Here is a 19,755-nt window from a genome sequence, read left to right as displayed (position 1 = left end):
AGTATCCCTTGGGATGAATGTTCGAAAATTGGTTTACGCGGCGTCAAAGGTTATTTGTCGTCGCAAAAACTGCGTCGCGCGGTTGGACACCTGCACAGGGTCACCGGTTGTCAGGAAAGCTGGCGCAGTGCCGGGGCCAACCATCTCAGGCCGCCGTTCCAGATAATCGGCAAGGCTTTCGGCGACCAACTCAGCTTGACTAAAGACCTTCACATCCGGTCCAAGCGCCTTCTGAAATTCCTGCGCCATCAGCGGGTAGTGCGTACAGCCCAAAACAGCCGCATCCGGCTCTGGCATCTTCCGCTTGAGCGCATCCACATGGCTGTTGACCAAGGCCTCAGCCAAAATCATATCGCCATCCTCAATGGCATCCACGACACCGCCACATGCCTGCGCCTCGACATCCACACCGATTGCGCGGAACGCCAACTCACGCTGGAACGCGCGGCTCGACACGGTCGCAGGCGTCGCAAAAAGTGCGACATGTTTGGTATTCACCTCGCGTGGGGGTGAGTTATCGCCCCATTGCCGTTCGGTCAGCGCTTCGATCAGCGGAACAAATACACCCAACACGCGCTTGCCCTCAGGCACCCAGCCTTCCTGCATCCGGCGCAAAGCTGCGGCAGAAGCAGTATTGCAGGCCAGGATCACCAGATCGCAGCCCGCATCAAACAAGCGCTGCGTCGCCGCTGTAGTCAAATCATAGATATCATCTGGCGTGCGCACGCCGTAAGGCGCATGCGCGCTATCGCCCATGTAAACCAGCGGCACATCAGGCAAACGTTTCGCCACGGCGTCCAGCACCGTGAGCCCCCCTAGCCCGCTATCGAATATGCCCACTGCCATTGCGTGCCTTGTACTTCTGTTCAAACTCATGCCCCAGCGAACTGGGGTCCACCGGACTTGTGCTCAACTCATACGTGGCTTTGCGCAGGAAATCCATGCACCCTTTGGGGTCTTTTTTGTATTGGGCCAACGTGTCGGCAGGAATGGGTTCCCCGACCACAACGCGAACCGGTTTATTGATCTTGGCCTTGAATTCTCGAATGAACATGCCGGTGCGCAGCGTGCTGTGCAGGTGGCTAGCCAACTGAAATAGACGACTGTTGTGACCCTCAAAGAAGACGGGCACAACGGTCGCGCCGGATTTAGAAATCATCTTGGCTGTGAAGGTCCGCCAACTTGGGTCCATTGGCCTGGAAAATGGGGTTGCAGAGGTGGACACGGTGCCGCCCGGAAAAATCCCAATGGCACCGCCTGATTTAAGGTAATCTACCGCCTTGCTCCGCGTCTCAAGGTTCAGCTTGGCGGCCTCTTTCGTTTCATCAAAGGAAATCGGCAGGATGATCCGCTCAAGATCCGGCGCGCGGCGAAAAATGCGGTGCGCCAACACTCGAAAATCACCCTGACGGCGTTCGGACAGAATGCGGCCCATCATCAGCCCATCAAGAATGCCATAGGGATGGTTCGAAACCACGATCAATGGCCCGGTGGCCGGAATATTTTCAAGCGCACCACCCACCACGTTCAGGTTCACGCCATAGCGTTCTGACATCACCTGCCAGAAATCAGCGCCCGCTGCGACCTCGGCATCATAGCCCCGCGCCTTGCGGATCATGCGCAAACGGCCGGTGGTGTTTTCCATCACTCGGATCATCACGCGGCCGCTGCGTCCCTTGGCAGAGGAGGCGTAAGTAATATCACGGGCGACTTGGCGTTCGGTGTTGGGCATCAACAGCTCTTACATCGTATTCAGTTGACGTTGCATATCATGCGCGCCCAACAATCCCATGACAAAGATTGTTACTCTGCCGCCTGTTGCATCGGCGCTGCACGCAAAACCGCAAGCAATTCTTCGCGGCGCTTGGCCGCTTTGCGCGCGTTTGCCTCTTTCACCGGGCCAAAACCGCGAATATCGCGCGGCAACCCTGCCAAGGCAATCGCGGCCTCGCGTGTATCCGCGCGCGCAACGCCCAGCACCTCGGCCATATCTACCTCATACTGTTTGATCAGCGCCCGCTCCATTCGACGTTCCGCCGCGCGCCCAAAAGGATCAAACGGCGTACCGCGCAGCCATTTCAGTTTAGCCAGCTTCGGGAAAGCCCATGCCATGCGCGCACCAAATGCTTTCTTGGCAGGTCGCCCATCTGGGCCAGTCCGGGTCAGCATCGGGGGGGCAAGATGATAGGTCAGTTTCAGATCGCCTTCGAATTCCGCCTGCGCTTTGTCCTTAGTCTGCGCCAGCAACCGCGCAACCTCGTATTCATCCTTATAGGACAACAGCTTATGATAGCCCAACGCCACCGCCTCGCGCAGCGCCTCGTCGGTGAATTGATCAACCAAGCGGCGATAGCGTTTCGCCAAACGCTTGCCCTGATAAGCCGTCAAATGTGCCTCACGAAAGGCGATTTTGTCAGCCAGAGACTGCGGCAGCGTCACAACAGTGGGCGCAAGCAAATCCTTGGCATCATCTGGATGCAAATACGCCCACCGCCCCAGTTCAAACGCCCGCTTGTTACGCTCCACCGCCGCGCCGTTCAACTCCACAGCGCGCAAGATCGCATCGTAACTTACTGGGATTGCTCCCATTTGCCAAACCGCACCAAAGATCATCATATTCGAATAAATGCTGTCGCCCAGTAACGCCTTGGCCAAATCAGAGGCATCAAACATCGCCAAACGGTCTGCCAGGCGCGCCTCAAGCGACAGTTTCAGGTCGTCGGTCGGCAAACGGAATTCAGTGTTCCGGGTAAAGTCCCCGGTGATAATCTCATGGCTATTAACAATGCCCTTCGTGCGTCCGTTCTTCATCAATCCCAATGTCTTGGCCCCGGCAGAGACCACCAGATCGCCACCAATCAACGCATCGCATTCACCGGTCGCAACCCGGATCGCGCTGATATCGCTAGGCTTTTCACCTATACGGCAATGAATGTGAACAGCGCCGCCCTTCTGGGCGAGCCCTGCCATCTCCATCATGCCAGCCCCTTTGCCATCGATATGGGCCGCCATGGCAAGGACCGCACCGATCGTCACAACGCCCGTGCCGCCAACGCCGGTGATCACGATGTTATGGGTGCCGGAAATCTCTGGCAGCTTTGGTGCTGGCATATCAGGCAGGTCAACTTGGGCTGTCGCCTCTTTGCGGATCTTCGCGCCCTCAACGGTCACGAAGGACGGACAAAACCCGTTAACGCAAGAGAAATCTTTGTTGCACGACGACTGATCAATCGCACGTTTGCGCCCCAGCTCCGTCTCGACCGGAACGATGGACACGCAGTTTGATTGCACACCGCAATCGCCGCAACCTTCACAGATATCAGTGTTGATAAACACACGCTTGTCAGGGTCGAGAAACTGTCCGCGCTTGCGGCGCCGTCGCTTTTCCGCCGCACAGGTTTGCACATAGACAATGACAGACACGCCTTTGTATTTGCTGAATTTCTCTTGTACCGCGGGCAGCTCGGCCCGTTCATGCACGTCCAGCCCATCTGGGAATTCATCCAGCGCGATATTTTCCTTTTCATCATAGACTAAAGCAATGTTGCGCACGCCCATGGCCTGCACTTCACGGCAAATCTGGTCAGCGGTCAGCCCGCCGTCATTACCCTGCCCGCCGGTCATCGCAACCGCATCGTTATACAGGATTTTATAGGTGATGTTGGTGCCGGCCATCAGCGCAAAGCGAATGGCCTGCACGCCAGAGTGGTTGTAGGTGCCATCGCCAAGGTTTTGGAATACATGGTCACGGGTCGAAAACGGGGCCTCACCCACCCAATTGGCGCCCTCGCCGCCCATCTGGGTGAAACCAACGGTGTCACGATCCATCCACTGCACCATATAATGACAGCCGATACCTGCGTAGGCGCGCGACCCTTCGGGCACTTTGGTCGATGAATTATGCGGACAGCCTGAACAGAAATATGGCAAACGCTGCGCAATCTCGGGCGCATTGTCAGCGCGACGCGCCTCTGACAAGGCCATAACCCCGGCTGCAACACGGGCCGAGCATCTGTCTTCTTCGATCAAAATCTGACCCAGCTTTTCGGCGACAACAATCGGATTGATATCCGCTTTGGTCTGGAACACCTCTTCGCGGCGGCCTTCGGTGTGTTCGTCACCTTTGTGCCACCCGTACACGCGGCGCCCACGCCGGTCATCAAAGATCGCTTCTTTGACCTGCACTTCGATCAGCTTGCGCTTTTCCTCGACCACCACGATCAGATCAAGGCCTTCCGCCCATTCATGAAACGACGCCATATCCAGCGGCCAGACCTGCCCAACCTTATAGGTGGTGATCCCCAGCCGTTGTGCCTCAGACTCATCAATATTCAGCAGCGACAGGGCGTGCTGCAAGTCCAGCCAGTTCTTACCGGCGGCAACAAAACCAATCTTCGCCCCCGGCTTGCCCCATTTGCGCTGGTCCATCTTGTTGGCGCGCGAAAACGCCTCGGCCGCAAAGCGTTTGTGGTCGATCATCCGCGCTTCTTGCAACTGCGGGGTATCGACAAGGCGAATGTTCAAACCGCCGTCCGGCATCTTGATCTCAGGGCGGACAAAGGACACTCGATCAGGGTTCGCATCCACAACAGATGTGACCTCAATCGTGTCCTTCATCGTCTTCAGGCCAACCCAGACACCGGCAAAGCGCGACAATTCCCACGCATAAAGACCATAATCCAGAATCTCCTGCACACCGGCAGGCGACACGATGGGCATATAAGCATCGATCATCGCCCAATCGGACTGGTGCAATGTGGTCGAACTTTCACCGGTATGATCATCGCCCATCGCCATGATCACCCCGCCATGGGGCGACGTGCCCGCCATATTGGCATGGCGCATCACATCACCCGAGCGGTCCACACCGGGGCCTTTGCCGTACCACAGGCCAAAGACGCCATCATGCTTGCCTTCACCGCGCAGCTCGGCCTGCTGGCTGCCCCAAAGGGCGGTTGCTGCAAGATCTTCGTTCAATCCCGGCTGAAAGGTGATCTGCGCAGGCTCAAGCACATCTTTGGCGCGGGTCATCTGCATATCGACCGCGCCCAAGGGCGATCCACGATACCCAGTGACATAGCCAGCGGTATCCAACCCGGCCGCCGCGTCAAGCGCGCGCTGCATCAACATCAGGCGCACCAGAGCTTGCGTGCCATTGAGCAAAACCTGGTGTTTGGTCAGGTCGTACCGATCATTAAGTGACACATCCTGATGGCTCATCTCGCACCTCCTCGTGCGTCAAAAGCGTTGGAACAACTATAGGTCAAAAATACTGACCTACAAAGCAGAAAATAATTCCGCATCATGTTTGCATCAAAACCACATATCCGCGTAATGTTCGTGAAATGATAACGATAACAATCGCGCGAACAGGGACCTATGGACTGGGATAAGCTAAGAATATTTCACGCGGTTGCGGACGCGGGGTCGCTGACTCACGCAGGTGACACACTGCATTTGTCGCAATCGGCGGTCAGCAGGCAAATTCGCGCGCTCGAAGAATCACTTAACACCACCCTGTTTCACCGCCACGCACGCGGACTGATCCTGACCGAACAGGGTGAGTTGCTGTTTGACGCCACCAAATCCATGAACAAAAGGCTCGAGGCCGCCTCCGCCCGTATCCGCGACAGCGAGGAGGAAGTGTTTGGTGAACTCCGGGTCACAACAACAACCGGGTTCGGCACGCTTTGGCTCGCTCCACGCCTGCCCAAGCTGTATGAACTCTACCCTGATCTCAAAATCGACCTCATGCTTGAAGAGCGGGTACTTGACCTGCCGATGCGCGAGGCGGATGTGGCGATCCGCATGAAGGAGCCATCACAGGCCGATCTCATCCGCAAACGGCTGATGTCCGTCCGCATGCGGCTTTATGCGACCCAATCCTATCTGGAACAGAACGGCACTCCGACCGAATTATCAGATATGTCCGACCACCGTCTGATCGGGCAAAGCCTGAATTCCATTCAGGTGGCCGCAGGTGCCACATTGCTTCAACATCTGATGACTGCCGATATTCCAAACACATTCACGGTGAACAACTATTTCGGCGTGCTGCAAGGGGTACTCAACAATATCGGCATCGGTGTGCTGCCCGACTATGTTACCGAAGACTTCCCTGATCTGGTACGTGTCCTGCCCGATCTGGAAAGTGGCGAAGTCCCTGTGTTCCTCGCTTACCCCGAAGAATTGCGACAATCCAAACGGATCAGCGCCTTTCGCGACTTCGTGCAGGACGAAATTTTCGCCCATCGGCGCAAGATGCGGGAAAGTGCTGCAAGCTAAACACCTCATTCCATTACAGGAAATGAGACAATACTTCAGCCATGCGCCAGACACATAGCGGCCTTGCAAGATCGTCTCACTATTTTTCTTGAATGGTCAAAATACGCGCACTATCTCAAACCGTGAAGGTGGTGATGCCTAACAGCTTATCATCTTCACCTCCCTGTTGGACTACGCCGGGCTTCGCGCCCGGCTTTTTTTTGGGGTCGCAACTATCACCGTCCTGCATCTCACCAAACGTCCCCTATAGGCATCAGGTCAGACGATTGCGGACGTCCCTTTCCCTTATGCACGCAACCCCGTAAAACACGCGCGACTCGCAGCGGGGGATAAAGATGCAAGAGCCAACCATCACCGAAGAGCTGATCGCAGCCCACGGGCTATCGCCTGATGAATATCAGCGCATTCTTGAGATCATCGGACGTGACCCCAGCTTTACCGAGCTTGGCATTTTTTCAGCCATGTGGAACGAGCACTGTTCCTACAAGTCATCCAAAAAATGGCTGCGCACCCTGCCCACGACAGGCCCGCAGGTGATCTGCGGCCCCGGTGAAAATGCGGGCGTTGTCGATATCGGCGACGGGCAAGCGGTTGTCTTTAAAATGGAGAGCCACAACCACCCCAGCTATATTGAGCCCTATCAGGGTGCGGCCACTGGCGTCGGTGGTATCCTGCGCGATGTCTTTACCATGGGCGCACGCCCCATCGCTGCGATGAACTCGCTGAGTTTTGGCGCACCGGATCACCCAAAAACGCGGCAATTGGTCAATGGCGTCGTCGCAGGCGTCGGCGGCTACGGCAACTGCTTTGGTGTCCCCACCGTCGGCGGTGAAGTCCGTTTTGATCCGGCCTACAACGGCAACTGCCTTGTGAACGCTTTCGCGGCAGGCCTCGCCGATGCGGACAAGATCTTCTATTCCGCCGCCTCCGGCATCGGCATGCCAGTCGTCTACCTAGGGGCCAAAACGGGCCGCGACGGCGTGGGCGGCGCCACGATGGCCTCCGCCGAATTCGACGACACGATCGAAGAAAAACGCCCCACCGTCCAAGTCGGTGACCCATTCACCGAAAAACGCCTGATGGAAGCAACACTCGAACTTATGGCAACAGGTGCGGTCATTTCGATTCAGGATATGGGAGCCGCTGGGCTGACCTGCTCCGCGGTCGAAATGGGTGATAAAGGGGGCCTCGGCGTCAAACTCAACCTCAACGCTGTTCCCCAACGCGAAGACAATATGACCGCCTATGAGATGATGCTGTCGGAAAGCCAGGAACGCATGCTCATGGTGCTCAAACCCGAACTTGAAGCAGAAGCCCGCGCCGTATTCGAAAAGTGGGACCTCGATTTTGCCATCGTCGGCGAAACCATCGCCGAAGACCGCTTCATCGTCGAACATAACGGTAAAGTCATGGCCGACCTGCCGCTGGCCACACTCTCAGGCTCTGCCCCCGAATATGACAGACCATGGGAACCAATACCTGCCGCCGCACCTTTGGGCGACGTCACCGGCGTTCACCCTATCGACGGTTTGCGTGCCCTGATCGACAGCCCCAACTATGCAGGTAAACAATGGGTCTATGAACAATACGACCAACAGGTGATGGGCGATACAGCCCGCACCCCCGGCGCAGGCTCAGGCATTGTACGCGTGCACGGTACGGACAAGGCACTCGCCTTCACCAGCGACGTCACCCCGCGCTATGTCAAAGCCAACCCTGTTGAGGGCGGCAAGCAAGCGGTAGCCGAAGCCTACCGCAACCTCACAGCTGTCGGTGCCACCCCACTTGCCACAACAGACAACATGAACTTCGGCAACCCGGAAAAGCCGCGCATCATGGGGCAATTCGTCGGTGCCATCCAAGGGATCGGTGAAGCGGTCGCGGCACTCGACATGCCGATCGTCTCCGGCAACGTCTCGCTCTATAATGAAACCGACGGCAAAGGCATCTTGCCAACCCCGACAATCGGCGCCGTCGGCATCATCAACCACCCCGATCACATGATCACAGGCGACCTGCGCGAAGGTCACCTCCTGCTGCTTTTGGGCGAAACAACGGGCCACCTTGGCCAATCCGCCTTGCTCGCCGAAGTCTATGACCGGGCAGAAGGCGACGCACCGCCCGTTGACCTTGCCGCAGAGAAAGCGCACGGCGACTTCATCCGCGCCAACCACGCCCATATCAAAGCCTGCACTGACCTTGCCGATGGCGGCCTCGCCTTGGCTGCGTTTGAATTGGCCGAGACTGCTGGCGTTGGTGTCACCCTTGATATCGAAGACACGCCCACGCTCTTTGGCGAAGATCAGGCACGCTACCTCATCGCCTGCAATTTCGATCAGGCAGAGGCATTAATGATCGCTGCCAATCAGGCAGGCGTCACGCTGACAACGGTGGGCAAAGCAGGCGGCGGCGACGTCACCTTCGGCAGCCAAAGCGCACCGCTGTCCGACCTCAGCCACAGCTTCCGGACAGCCTTTGAACGTGCTGTTGCCTAGGGCAAATGGATAGACCCTCACTTCATCTTGGCCCAAAAACTCCCGCCGGAGGCATCCACACTTGTCCACCGGCACCACCGCCCCTAGGTTAAGAGCAACTGATCAAAAGGACCACCAATGCCGATCACCGCCCACGAAATCGAGACGCTGCTGCGCGAAGCCTTTCCAGATGCGACAATCAACGTCCAGGGCGACGATGGGGCGCATTTTGCCGCAGAGGTCATCGACGAAAGCTTTCGGGGCAAGAACCGCCTCCAACAACAACGTGCCGTCTATGCGGCTTTGAAAGGCAAGATGGACGGGAACAATGGCGAACTGCACGCGCTCGGTTTGACGACCAAGGCACCTGAATGAACAAACTTGGCGCGTATGTATACGCGCCATCCTCTTTGGTGCATTCCTCATCATCGGAGCGCCCGGACTATTAATCTACTATTGGCGAAAATGCACCGCCAGCGACGGAGACAAAAAATGACCGCTCAAGACCAAATCAAAGAAACCGTCACCAGCAACGACGTTGTCCTGTTCATGAAAGGCACCAAAAGCATGCCACAATGTGGCTTTTCCTCCCGCGTGGCAGGTGTGCTGAATTTCATGGGCGTCGATTTCAACGACGTAAACGTGCTGGCAGATGATGAGATCCGCCAAGGCATCAAGGACTACTCGGATTGGCCCACCATCCCGCAGCTTTATGTGAAAGGCGAATTTGTCGGCGGCTGCGATATCATCACCGAGATGACACTCTCAGGCGAGTTGGACACCCTCTTTGCAGAGAACGGGGTGACCTTCGACCAAGACGCCGCAGACAAAATCCGCGAAGCCAACGCCTAAATACAGTTATTGGCGGCGGGGCCCCCCACCCGCCATTTTACTGGCGCGCTTCGACCTGATCGGCCAGCGCTTCGGCCCGCGCGGCAATCTCGGCCAAAGCATCCGTGACTGCCGTTGGAACCACTGGCACCTCCACGCGCATTGGTTCTGGCGCAGGCTGGCTTTCCATAGTTTCCATATCCGCGCGTATTTTGGCCGCTTCTGTCTCCAGTTCGCGCACACGGTCTTCCAGTCCGGCTGTCTTATCAGCCAGCATCAAACCCGCCATCAAAAGCATTCGCGCCTCTGGCACCCGCCCGATCTGGTCGGCCAGATGCGCGGCTTCGGTATCCAGCATGGCCGCTGCGGAATGCAAAAAATGTTCTTCGCCTTCCTGACAAGCCACTTCAAAGGTGCGTCCACCAATTGCGATCTCAACCTGCGGCATGGGATGTCTCCTCGATCAGGGGTTTGAGCACGTCCAAAATGGCATCAATCTCAGCTGCATCTGACGACCGCTGCGCATGCAGCGCTTCCATTTCGGCAATCAGGGCGGTTTCATGCAATTCAGGGGCTAAACCCGTTGTCACCGTCTCGCGCAGTTGCGCATTCATATCGCGCAGTTGCGCATTGGATGCGCGTAACCGTTGCAATTCCTCATCCAGCGCCATCAGTTGCTTGTTCTGCGCCTCAGTACGCTGGGTCAGCTTGGCCACCTGCGTATCCTGCCGCTCCTTAAGCAGCCGCACACGCTCCACCAGTTCAGCGTTCTGGGCACGCTCTTGCTCAAGTGATGCCTTGAGTTCCGGATCGGCAACAGTTTGCCACTCCAGCGTATCTACCCCCTGCCTGATCCGGTCCAGCGCCGCTGTGATGCGGCCTTCCAATGTACTAATGTCACTCATCCGCTCTTCCTTTCGGGGCATGATGGCCCCCCGTCTGTGCCTTAACCTGTGCGGTACACCGCATTTTTTGTCCCAACGGCGGGCTGCAGTGCGCCGAATCGTGCCTCTTTGATTCCAGCGTAAGCCATCCCCCGCCTCCTCGCAAACCGGCGGCTCCCAAGAATATGAGTAACTTAGCCCTCGCGCTTGATCTTGGGGGCGTGCCTGTTATGACGCTCCCGAGCCCGTTATTCACCTTTCGTAGATAGGACCTGATTACCTTGGATATTGCAGCCCTGCGCACCGCCCACCCTGACCATTGGATGAAAGCGACAGCCATCCGCACTTTGACACTGGATGCGGTTGCAGCAGCCAACTCTGGCCACTCCGGCATGCCCATGGGCATGGCCGATGTGGCGACGGTTCTGTTCGAAAAACACCTGCGTTTTGATCCCAAGGCCCCCTATTGGCCTGACCGCGACCGGTTCATCCTGTCTGCCGGTCACGGCTCCATGCTACTTTACGCGCTGATGTACCTCACCGGCTACGAAGACATGCCGCTGGAACAGATCAAGGATTTCCGCCAATGGGGCGCGCGCACCGCGGGCCACCCAGAGTTCGGCCACGCGCGCGGAATTGAGACGACGACAGGCCCGCTAGGTCAGGGCATCACCAATTCCGTCGGCTTCGCCATCGCCGAGGAAATTCAACGCGCCACTTGGGGCAAAAAGATCATCGACCACTATACATACGTGATGGCCGGTGACGGTTGCCTGATGGAGGGCGTCAGCCAAGAGGCCATCGCCCTGGCAGGTATGCAAAAACTGTCCAACCTCATCGTGTTCTGGGACAACAACAACATCACCATTGATGGCACGGTTGATATCGCCGATATCACCGATCAGCCGATGCGTTTCAAGGCATCAGGCTGGCATGTGCAGGAGATCGATGGCCACGATCCAGAGGCGATTGACGCCGCCATCACAGCCGCCAAGAAGGCCGGCAAACCATCCATGATCGCCTGCAAGACCCATATCGCCTTAGGTCACGCCGCACAGGATACATCCAAAGGTCATGGCGCACTGACCGACGCCGACCAATTGCGCGCCGCGAAAGAGGCTTACGGCGCACCTTTGGGCGATTTTGAGGTGTCAGCTGAGGTCCGCGAACAATGGGCCGCGATTGGCGCCCGTGGTGCGACCGCCCATAAGGAATGGCATGACCGCTTCAATACGCTATCGGCCAGCAAACAGGCTGAATTCAACCGCACCTACGCTGGCGAAGCACCCAAACGCCTTTCTGCCACGATCCGTGCGCTGAAAAAGCAGATCAGCGAAGGCGCCCCCAAGGTTGCCACGCGCAAATCGTCCGAGATGACGCTCGAAGTGATCAACCCGATTATGCAGGAAACCATCGGTGGGTCCGCTGATCTGACAGGATCAAACAACACGCTGACCAAAGATATGGGCGTCTTCCACCCCGACACACGCAAGGGGCGCTACATCTACTACGGTGTGCGCGAACATGGGATGGCCGCTGCAATGAACGGCATGGCGCTGCACGGCGGTGCACGGCCCTATGGCGGCACATTCATGTGCTTTACCGATTACGCACGCGGTGCCATGCGCCTGTCTGCGCTGATGGGCATTCCCACAACATACGTCATGACCCATGACAGCATCGGCCTTGGCGAAGACGGGCCAACACACCAGCCGATTGAACACCTTGCCATGCTGCGGGCCACGCCAAACATGAACGTCTTCCGCCCTGCTGATACGGTCGAGACCGCCGAAGCCTGGGAATTGGCGCTGACCTCACAGAAAACACCCAGTGTTTTGGCACTGACCCGTCAGGGCCTGCCCACCGTGCGGACCGAGCATAAGAACAAAAATATGGTTGCCCAAGGTGCCTATGTTCTGGCCGATGCCGAAGGCAAGCGTCAGGCGATCCTCATGGCTACCGGATCCGAAGTCAGCATCGCGATGGAAGCACGCGATTTGCTGCAGGCCGAGGGCATCGGCACACGTGTCGTGTCCATGCCATGTTGGGAAATCTTCGAGGAACAGGACGAAGCCTACCGCAAGCGCGTGCTACCCGGCGGCCCTGTACGCGTCGCGATCGAAGCAGGCATCCGCTTCGGCTGGGACCGCTGGTTGTTTGGCGAACGCGGCAAGCGCGAAAAGTCAGGTTTCATCGGGATGCATGGCTTTGGCGCCTCTGCCCCGGCAGACCGGCTTTATCAAGAGTTCGGGATCACCGCGCAGGATACGGCCGATAAGGTCAAATCTCTGATTAAGTAAGCGATAAAGGCCACGACAATGACATATCTGAAAATTGGCGCTGTCGTGGCCGCCATCGGCCTTGTTGATCTTGTCAGCTGCACTGACCAAGGCCGGCCCATCATCGCGCAAACCGATGATGTTGATGTTTTCGCGACGCAAGTTCTGAATGACCTGCAACCAAGCTCTATTGCAGAAGGGCGCGAATACTGCGGTTATATCTATGCAGCCCCCTCTGGCCAGTTATTCGCCACCGAACCGCGGCCCGGTCGCGCGGCGTACTGCGACCTGCCGCAACCCTTTCCCAGCGTCATTGCGTCTTACCACACGCACGGCAGCTTCTCTGACGAGTATGACAACGAAGTGCCTTCGGTTGACGACGTCGCAGGCGATTTTGATGCAGGCATTGATGGCTACATCAGCACGCCGGGCGGGCGGGTGTGGCTGGTTGACCACGACGCGCAAATCGCGCGGCAGCTTTGTGCGGCCCTCTGTGTGACCTCCGACCCCAACAACGACCCGGATGATGCAGGGTTCATTCCGCAAACCTTTACGCTAGAAGAGCTGGAAGCGCGGTTTGAATAGCGCCTAGCGCGTAAAAAGCATTGGAAACCAATCGTCCCGCAGCTTCTGCCCCGGCACCATGCCATGCCCCGGAAACGGTGGTGATGTCGGTCCCGGACGCTCCGCGTAGCGTGCGTCATCCCCCAAAAGCCGCAGCGAAAACGCGCGCCTACGGGCCGTCGCCTCATTGCCCCTTGCGCCATGCAGGATGCGATAGTGAAAGGCGACCGCATCGCCCGGCTCCATCTCATATTCAACAATCTCCATCCCTTCTACATCTGGATCAGGGACTGGCATGAAATCGTGGCTATCAGGATAAAAATCCGTCTCGGACAACCACCGCGTTGGCAGCACAGCACGGGGCCACATATGCGAACCTTTCACACAGCGCAGCGATGCTTCACGCACTGGATCAAGCGGTGACCAAAAGCTGACCGTCTGATCGCCTTCGACAAAGTAGTAGGGACTGTCCTGATGCCATGGCGTGGGCTTTGAGGTGCCCGGCTCTTTGACCAGCACGTGATCATGAAACAGCTGACAGGTCTGCGACCCCATCAAATCCGCAGCGACCTCTGCTGCGGGTGATCGGCTCGCCGCATCTTCGAACTGGGCAATCCGGTTCCAGTTGCAATAGTCGTCGAAAAAGCGACCCGCTTCGTCGTCGTGCAGATTCTCAGCGGCGTAAGGCCCCGGTTCCGCCATGTTGGTGGCCACCCCATCGCGCAGCGCATCCACCCAATCGGCAAACAGGCCTTTGACCAAAACGACGCCGTCGCGCTGATAGGTGTCGATATGGTCTTGGGTGATCAGTGGATGCATGGTGGCCCCTTTCCTCAGGCAAACCCTACAAAGAGCAGCATCGATTCGACAGAGCGGAAAACTGTTTGCGGTAACGGGTCTTCCGGTTGCAATAACGTTATCGCTAACACGGGATGTTATCGTTAACATATTGACCCAAAACACTTTTTCCATTGGATCGCCCAGCATACACCGGTATACGACCGACAATCAGCAACCCGCACCAAAGGACTGCCGCCATGACTGTCACCATCGGGATCAACGGGTTTGGACGTATCGGGCGCTGCACCTTGGCGCATATCACGGAAGCGGCACGCAACGACGTGCAGGTGGTCAAAATCAATGCGACCGGCCCGATTGAAACCAACGCGCATTTGCTGAAATACGACAGTGTGCATGGGCGTTTTGGCAATCCGGTTATAGTCAACGGCAACACGCTTGATCTGGGGCGTGGTCCAATTGATGTGATGTCCACCTATGAGCCTGACGAACTGGATTGGGACGGTGTTGATGTTGTGCTGGAATGCACCGGCAAATTCAACGACGGTCTGACGTCTGACGTGCACCTCAACCGCGGCGCTAAAAAGGTTCTCATCTCGGCCCCGGCCAAGAACGTTGATCGCACCGTCGTCTACGGTGTGAACCATCGCGACCTCATCGCGACAGAACGGATGGTCTCAAACGGGTCCTGCACAACGAACTGCCTCGCCCCTCTTGCCAAGGTCCTCAACGACGCGATGGGGATTGAGCGTGGTATCATGACAACGATCCACAGCTACACGGGCGATCAACCCACGCTGGACCGCAGGCATAGCGACCTTTACCGCGCGCGTGCCGCCGCTATGGCCATGATCCCCACATCAACGGGCGCCGCCAAAGCGTTGGGCGAAGTTCTGCCTGAATTGGCAGGCAAACTCGACGGTACTGCCATGCGGGTCCCTACCCCTAATGTCAGCGCGGTGGATCTGACGTTCGAGGCAGGAAAATCCGTCACGGTCGCAGACGTCAACGCCGTCGTGGCCGAAGCCGCGGCAGGTTATATGGGCATGGTCATGTCTTATGATGATGAAGCAAAGGTCAGCATCGACTTCAACCACACCACCGAAAGTTCCATCTTCGCACCCGACCAGACCAAAGTCGTGGGCGGCAAGACAGTGCGCGTACTCGCTTGGTACGACAATGAGTGGGGCTTTTCGGCGCGTATGGCTGATGTGGCGGCAACGATGGGACGCTTGCACTAGAGTTTGGCGACATGCAGCACCGCGCATGCAGGCTTTGCCATTTCGGTCAGCGCCCGCTAGACCCGTGGCATGACCAATACGCTTGCTGTAATCATCGGGGTTATCATCGCGGCCCTTTTTGCCGTCGATTATGTCCAATATGATTGGGCGAATACCGTCTTTTTGATGCGCAAGCTGACAGCGTTAATTGAATGGATAGCCTTCTGGCGCTAAACACGATCAACGGTTGACCTTTCTGTATAAATTGCAATGTTAGCGCCAACATTGACCCTGAGGAGATTACCATGGCCGTCAAAGTAGCTATTAACGGATTTGGCCGCATCGGCCGCAATGTGCTTCGCGCGATCATCGAAAGTGGTCGGACTGATATCGAGGTTCTGGCCATCAACGATCTTGGGCCGGTTGAGACCAACGCACACCTGCTGCGTTTCGACAGTGTGCATGGGCGTTTCCCCGGTCCGGTCAGCACCACCGAAGATACAATCGACGTTGGTCGCGGACCGATCAAGGTTACGGCAATCCGCAATCCCGCAGATCTGCCATGGGCCGATGTTGACATCGTTCTGGAATGCACTGGCATCTTCACCAGCAAAGAGGCCTGCCAGGCACATCTTGATAACGGCTCCAGCCGCGTGTTGATCTCTGCCCCCGGCAAAGACGCGGATAAGACAATCGTTTACGGCGTAAACGATCATGTTTTAACCAGCGACGACATCATCGTGTCCAACGCATCCTGCACGACCAACTGCCTGTCCCCTGTGGCGAAGGTTCTGAATGATGCGGTTGGCATCACAAAGGGCTTTATGACCACGATCCACAGCTATACAGGCGATCAACCGACGCTGGATACAATGCACAAGGATCTCTACCGCGCACGCGCTGCGGCCCTGTCCATGATCCCGACCTCAACAGGTGCGGCCAAAGCAGTGGGCCTTGTGCTGCCTGAACTGAATGGCAAACTCGACGGTGTTGCGATCCGGGTGCCCACGCCCAATGTCTCGGTTGTGGATCTGACGTTTGAGGCGTCGCGCGATACCAGCGTGGAAGAAATCAACGCGGCGATCATGGACGCCGCCAACGGTGACATGGCCGAGGTTCTGGCCTACACCGACCTGCCCATGGTCAGCACTGACTTTAACCATGATGCGCATTCGTCAATTTTCCATATGGACCAAACCAAAGTACTGGACGGCAATATGGTGCGCATCCTGACGTGGTACGACAATGAATGGGGTTTCTCAAACCGGATGGCTGATACGGCGGTCGCGATGGGCAAGCTGATCTAGGCCCCTCGTTATCAAGAATTGAAAGCCGGTCCTTTGGGCCGGCTTTTTTTTGTGCAAATTGCATACCTCGCCATGCATTTTCGTCATACCTGCTAGCGCTAACTGTCAGTTGTTCTGCGCTGCAGCATTGCTATTTGTAAGTTACGAAACGAAAAGCGATGACTTAAAGGAGTACGCAAATGACCGTATTGAACACAGTTCGCACCGCCGTCCAGAAACGCGTGGCCTATAGCCGCCTCAAGCACGAACTTGAAGCAATGCCTTTGCAAACAGCCATCGACCTTGGCATGTTCCGCGAAGACGCAGGCAAGATCGCATCGAAAGTGATCTACGGCTAAACAACCGGCCCGTTTGGAAAACCAGCCGCACCTTCGGGGGCGGCTTTGTCTATTTTAGAGCCCCGCCAGAAAGGCGTTGATGCGATCGGCGTAGCCCGGCTGACCCGGCAGGTTATTATGCGTCGCCTCGTCAATCGCGTGAAATGTCACCGTTAAACCGGCCTCTTCCATTATCGACGCCAATCGTTCTCCATAGTTGATCGGAATCAGCTGATCCGCAGCCCCATGCTGGATCAAAACAGGTGCAGAAAGGGCCGGGATATCATCCACAGACCGCCATTTTTGCACGCCCGGCATATAGCATGCAGGCAGATATGATCCTTTGGTCATCAGTTCACAAAGCGTGGTATAGGGCGCATCCAGCATAATCGCTTCAACCTCGCGCGACGCGGCAACATGGATCGCCAACCCGGTGCCCAGCGAAAATCCATGTACCGCAATCGGCCCATCATGCTGGGCGGCCAGCCAATCATAGGCGGCCAGCGCGTCCGCCTTCAATCTCATCTCTGACGGCTTGCCGGGAATACCCCCACCACCGGGATATTCCATCCCGACCACAGTGCGGCTTGCGTCCTGATGCACTGTCAACGAATAGGTGAAATAAGCCAGCGCGCCCCCGTTTCCCATAAAAAACAGAATCGCCAGATCATCATTCCCCTCAGCCACAGCCAGCGCCACATCGCGATCAGACACGACCTCTTGGCGAAATGCAGGATTGTCAAAAGCATCCGGGCCAAAGGGATAGATGATGCGCGGATGCAGCGCGACCATCGCTGTCGCATAGAGCAGATAAGTGCCAACCAGCATCCAGAGCCAATTCAACCGGAAAACCGCTCTTTTAAAGCGGTGTTCACGGCTGGGGTCACGAAGTTCGACACATCGCCCCCAAGGCGCGCGATCTCTTTCACCAGTTTAGATGCAATTGCCTGATGCTGGGCCTCGGCCATCAGAAAGACAGTTTCAATCGAGTTATCTAAAACACGGTTCATACCAACCATCTGATATTCATACTCAAAATCAGCAACCGCACGCAGACCGCGAATGATGACAGACGCCCCAACATCACGCGCGCAATCAATCAACAGGTTCTCAAACGGATGCACGACAATAACGCACCCGGTCTGAACACCCAGATGCGCGGTTTCAGTCTCGATCATCGCAACACGCTCTTCCAGCGTAAATAGCGGTCCCTTGTCGCGGTTGATCGCAACACCAATCACCAGACGGTCAACCAGCGAACAGGCGCGCTTGATGATATCAAGATGCCCATGCGTGACCGGATCAAATGTGCCGGGGTAAAGTCCTACGCGCATGGCAAACCTCATGGTGTATTAAGTCGCCGGCAAGCAACAATATTCTGAACAGAAATGCAAGAAAGGGCTTAATGGCCCATAATCATTCCTTCGAGGGATTCCTTTTCCATCGCAAGCTGCGCAAGCCGCCCTTTGACCGCATCGCCGATTGATATCAGCCCCACCATTTTACCATCATCCATGACAGGCAAGTGGCGGAAACGACCATTGGTCATGATTTCCAGCACCTCAAGCGCGTTATTAGACGGGCTGCAAGTGGTCAGCTTTGCTGTCATCAGGGCGCTCACGGGATCATCGAAACATGCCGTGCCGCGCTTGCCCAATTCGCGCACGATATCGCGCTCTGATAGAATACCATCAAGGGTTTCGCCGTCTTTAGACACAACCACGGTCCCGATGCGATGCTCTGACAGCAGCTTCGCCGCCTCTGTGACAGTCGCATTTGGCTGAACCGAAATCACACCCATCTCGGGCTTTGATTTCAACATTTGGGATACGAGCATTGATGGCCTCCTTCATCATCCTCCGGGCCTCCAGCGTCTCAAATGGGGGGGCTTGCTGTCAAGCATGCTGCATATTCCAACCGCGCGACCTCCTCTTGCATGCCCTGCCGCAACGCTTGCGCAAACCGCGCAAGCCGGTCCGAGCGCCGGTCAGAAGTATGCCGCACCAGATAGAATGACCGCGCCAGCGCAACCGCATCCGTCAATACCATCCGCAGTTCCGGCGCAAAGGGCAGCGCAAAGTCATGCACGATCCCAACGCCCGATTGCCGGATCATTTGCAGTTGTACGGCAACCGAATTTGACGCCATTTGCACGCGGTCTGCATCAATCACATCAAGATAATCTAGTTCCTTGTCAAAAATCATGTCAGGGATGTAGCCGACAATCTGCCGCTCTTTCAGATCTGCGACGCAGCGCAACGGCGGCGCATCCGCCCGCATCGCCAAATGCAGCTGATAATCCGTGATCTTTTGCACAGTCAGCCGCCCGGCTGCCGGTGGGCTGACCGTGACCGCCATATCCGCCTCGCGCCGTGACAGGTTCACGACACGGGGCAAGGCCAGGATTTGCACCTCCAACGCCGGGTTTTGGGCCTGAATGGCGGCGCAAACCTGCGGCAGCAGAAAATTGGCCGCACCGTCGGGCGCACCAATCCGTATTTGCCCGGTCAATGCGGTCGCATCGCACTGCCCTTCATCGCGCGCATGCGTCAAATGGATTTCCGCCTCAGCAGCACGCGCTTTCATGCGTTCACCCAGATCAGTCAACGCATAGCCTTGCGGCGACTTTACAAAAAGCGCGGCACCAACCGCCCGCTCCAAACGCGCGATCCGCCGTCCAAGTGTTGACGGATCCATCTTGAGAGAGGGCGCCGCCCCCGACAGCCCCTCGGCACGTGCTACCGCCAAAAACACCCGCATATCGTCCCAATTGTCCATAACATCCTTGCATTTTTG

The 19,755-nt window shown here is 56.9% G+C and carries 20 protein-coding genes; 10 read left to right on the top strand and 10 right to left on the bottom strand.

Annotated elements, in window-relative coordinates; translation table 11 throughout:
* Positions 1-33: 33 nt before the first annotated feature.
* From BC777_RS02020 to BC777_RS02010, 3 genes are all read right to left on the bottom strand, one after another.
* Positions 34-846, bottom strand: coding sequence for a glutamate racemase (locus tag BC777_RS02020; RefSeq protein WP_100366496.1), 813 nt, complete (start codon positions 844-846; stop codon positions 34-36).
* Complete coding sequence (locus tag BC777_RS02015) at positions 824-1,732, bottom strand: lysophospholipid acyltransferase family protein (RefSeq protein WP_100366495.1); 909 nt, start codon at positions 1,730-1,732, stop codon at positions 824-826. The genes BC777_RS02020 and BC777_RS02015 overlap by 23 nt, the downstream gene beginning before the upstream one ends.
* 71 nt (positions 1,733-1,803) lie before the next feature.
* On the bottom strand, positions 1,804-5,220 hold the full coding sequence (locus BC777_RS02010) for an indolepyruvate ferredoxin oxidoreductase family protein (protein ID WP_100366494.1): 3,417 nt from the start codon (positions 5,218-5,220) through the stop codon (positions 1,804-1,806).
* 159 nt (positions 5,221-5,379) lie between these two features.
* Here BC777_RS02010 and BC777_RS02005 point away from each other — a divergent pair, with 159 nt between their 5' ends.
* The 4 genes from BC777_RS02005 (at position 5,380) to grxD (ending at position 9,611) form a co-directional block, all read left to right on the top strand.
* Entirely contained in the window at positions 5,380-6,285 is a 906-nt protein-coding gene (locus BC777_RS02005; RefSeq protein WP_100366493.1) for a LysR family transcriptional regulator, read from the top strand.
* Positions 6,286-6,620: 335 nt separating this feature from the next.
* Positions 6,621-8,780, top strand: coding sequence for a phosphoribosylformylglycinamidine synthase subunit PurL (purL, locus tag BC777_RS02000; protein ID WP_100366492.1), 2,160 nt, complete (start codon positions 6,621-6,623; stop codon positions 8,778-8,780).
* Positions 8,781-8,897: 117 nt separating this feature from the next.
* A complete protein-coding gene (locus BC777_RS01995) occupies positions 8,898-9,134 on the top strand; it encodes a BolA/IbaG family iron-sulfur metabolism protein (RefSeq protein ID WP_100366491.1) in 237 nt (78 codons plus the stop codon).
* 117 nt (positions 9,135-9,251) lie between these two features.
* Complete coding sequence (grxD, locus tag BC777_RS01990; RefSeq protein WP_100366490.1) at positions 9,252-9,611, top strand: Grx4 family monothiol glutaredoxin; 360 nt, start codon at positions 9,252-9,254, stop codon at positions 9,609-9,611.
* A gap of 37 nt (positions 9,612-9,648) precedes the next feature.
* Here the strand turns inward: grxD and BC777_RS01985 are convergent, their stop codons facing one another.
* Both BC777_RS01985 and BC777_RS01980 read right to left on the bottom strand, forming a co-directional pair.
* Positions 9,649-10,038 (bottom strand): cell division protein ZapA, encoded by a 390-nt coding sequence (locus tag BC777_RS01985; protein WP_100366489.1) that lies wholly within the window; start codon positions 10,036-10,038, stop codon positions 9,649-9,651.
* Positions 10,025-10,495, bottom strand: coding sequence for a hypothetical protein (locus BC777_RS01980; RefSeq protein WP_100366488.1), 471 nt, complete (start codon positions 10,493-10,495; stop codon positions 10,025-10,027). Before BC777_RS01980 ends, BC777_RS01985 begins: the two co-directional genes overlap by 14 nt.
* A gap of 260 nt (positions 10,496-10,755) precedes the next feature.
* Between BC777_RS01980 and tkt the strand changes: the two genes are divergently transcribed.
* Both tkt and BC777_RS01970 read left to right on the top strand, forming a co-directional pair.
* Positions 10,756-12,774 (top strand): transketolase, encoded by a 2,019-nt coding sequence (gene tkt / locus BC777_RS01975; protein WP_100366487.1) that lies wholly within the window; start codon positions 10,756-10,758, stop codon positions 12,772-12,774.
* Positions 12,775-12,792: 18 nt separating this feature from the next.
* Positions 12,793-13,338: a DUF4329 domain-containing protein gene (locus tag BC777_RS01970; RefSeq protein ID WP_100366486.1), complete on the top strand. Its 546-nt coding sequence runs from the start codon at positions 12,793-12,795 to the stop codon at positions 13,336-13,338.
* Between the two features lie 3 nt (positions 13,339-13,341).
* Here BC777_RS01970 and BC777_RS01965 read toward each other — a convergent pair whose 3' ends face one another.
* Positions 13,342-14,136: a phytanoyl-CoA dioxygenase family protein gene (locus BC777_RS01965; protein ID WP_100366485.1), complete on the bottom strand. Its 795-nt coding sequence runs from the start codon at positions 14,134-14,136 to the stop codon at positions 13,342-13,344.
* Between the two features lie 218 nt (positions 14,137-14,354).
* Between BC777_RS01965 and gap (BC777_RS01960) the strand changes: the two genes are divergently transcribed.
* The 4 genes from gap (BC777_RS01960) to BC777_RS19285 all read left to right on the top strand — a co-directional run bounded on the left by gap (BC777_RS01960) (position 14,355) and on the right by BC777_RS19285 (position 16,980).
* Positions 14,355-15,356, top strand: a complete 1,002-nt coding sequence (gene gap, locus BC777_RS01960) for a type I glyceraldehyde-3-phosphate dehydrogenase (protein ID WP_100366484.1) — start codon at positions 14,355-14,357, stop codon at positions 15,354-15,356.
* Positions 15,357-15,425: 69 nt separating this feature from the next.
* Complete coding sequence (locus BC777_RS19290) at positions 15,426-15,569, top strand: hypothetical protein (RefSeq protein WP_168769051.1); 144 nt, start codon at positions 15,426-15,428, stop codon at positions 15,567-15,569.
* A 71-nt stretch (positions 15,570-15,640) separates the two neighbouring features.
* Positions 15,641-16,642: a type I glyceraldehyde-3-phosphate dehydrogenase gene (gene gap / locus BC777_RS01955; protein WP_100366483.1), complete on the top strand. Its 1,002-nt coding sequence runs from the start codon at positions 15,641-15,643 to the stop codon at positions 16,640-16,642.
* 179 nt (positions 16,643-16,821) lie between these two features.
* On the top strand, positions 16,822-16,980 hold the full coding sequence (locus BC777_RS19285; protein ID WP_168769050.1) for a hypothetical protein: 159 nt from the start codon (positions 16,822-16,824) through the stop codon (positions 16,978-16,980).
* Positions 16,981-17,034: 54 nt separating this feature from the next.
* On the opposite strand, the gene BC777_RS01950 is transcribed toward BC777_RS19285, so the two are convergent.
* The 4 genes from BC777_RS01950 to BC777_RS01935 all read right to left on the bottom strand — a co-directional run bounded on the left by BC777_RS01950 (position 17,035) and on the right by BC777_RS01935 (position 19,737).
* Positions 17,035-17,802 carry an alpha/beta hydrolase gene (locus BC777_RS01950; protein WP_168769049.1) on the bottom strand — a complete coding sequence of 256 codons (768 nt, stop codon included), beginning with the start codon at positions 17,800-17,802 and terminating at the stop codon, positions 17,035-17,037.
* Positions 17,799-18,293, bottom strand: coding sequence for a pantetheine-phosphate adenylyltransferase (gene coaD / locus BC777_RS01945; protein ID WP_100366481.1), 495 nt, complete (start codon positions 18,291-18,293; stop codon positions 17,799-17,801). The genes BC777_RS01950 and coaD overlap by 4 nt, the downstream gene beginning before the upstream one ends.
* A gap of 68 nt (positions 18,294-18,361) precedes the next feature.
* Positions 18,362-18,796, bottom strand: coding sequence for a CBS domain-containing protein (locus BC777_RS01940; RefSeq protein ID WP_100366480.1), 435 nt, complete (start codon positions 18,794-18,796; stop codon positions 18,362-18,364).
* Positions 18,797-18,834: 38 nt separating this feature from the next.
* The gene (locus tag BC777_RS01935; RefSeq protein ID WP_100366479.1) at positions 18,835-19,737 is read right to left on the bottom strand and encodes a LysR family transcriptional regulator; all 903 of its coding nucleotides are present in this window, start codon (positions 19,735-19,737) and stop codon (positions 18,835-18,837) included.
* Positions 19,738-19,755: the final 18 nt, after the last annotated feature.

Source organism: Yoonia maricola (genome assembly GCF_002797915.1).
In the GTDB taxonomy this organism is placed as follows: Bacteria; Pseudomonadota; Alphaproteobacteria; order Rhodobacterales; family Rhodobacteraceae; genus Yoonia; species Yoonia maricola.
This window is presented reverse-complemented; position numbering and strand designations above follow the sequence as displayed.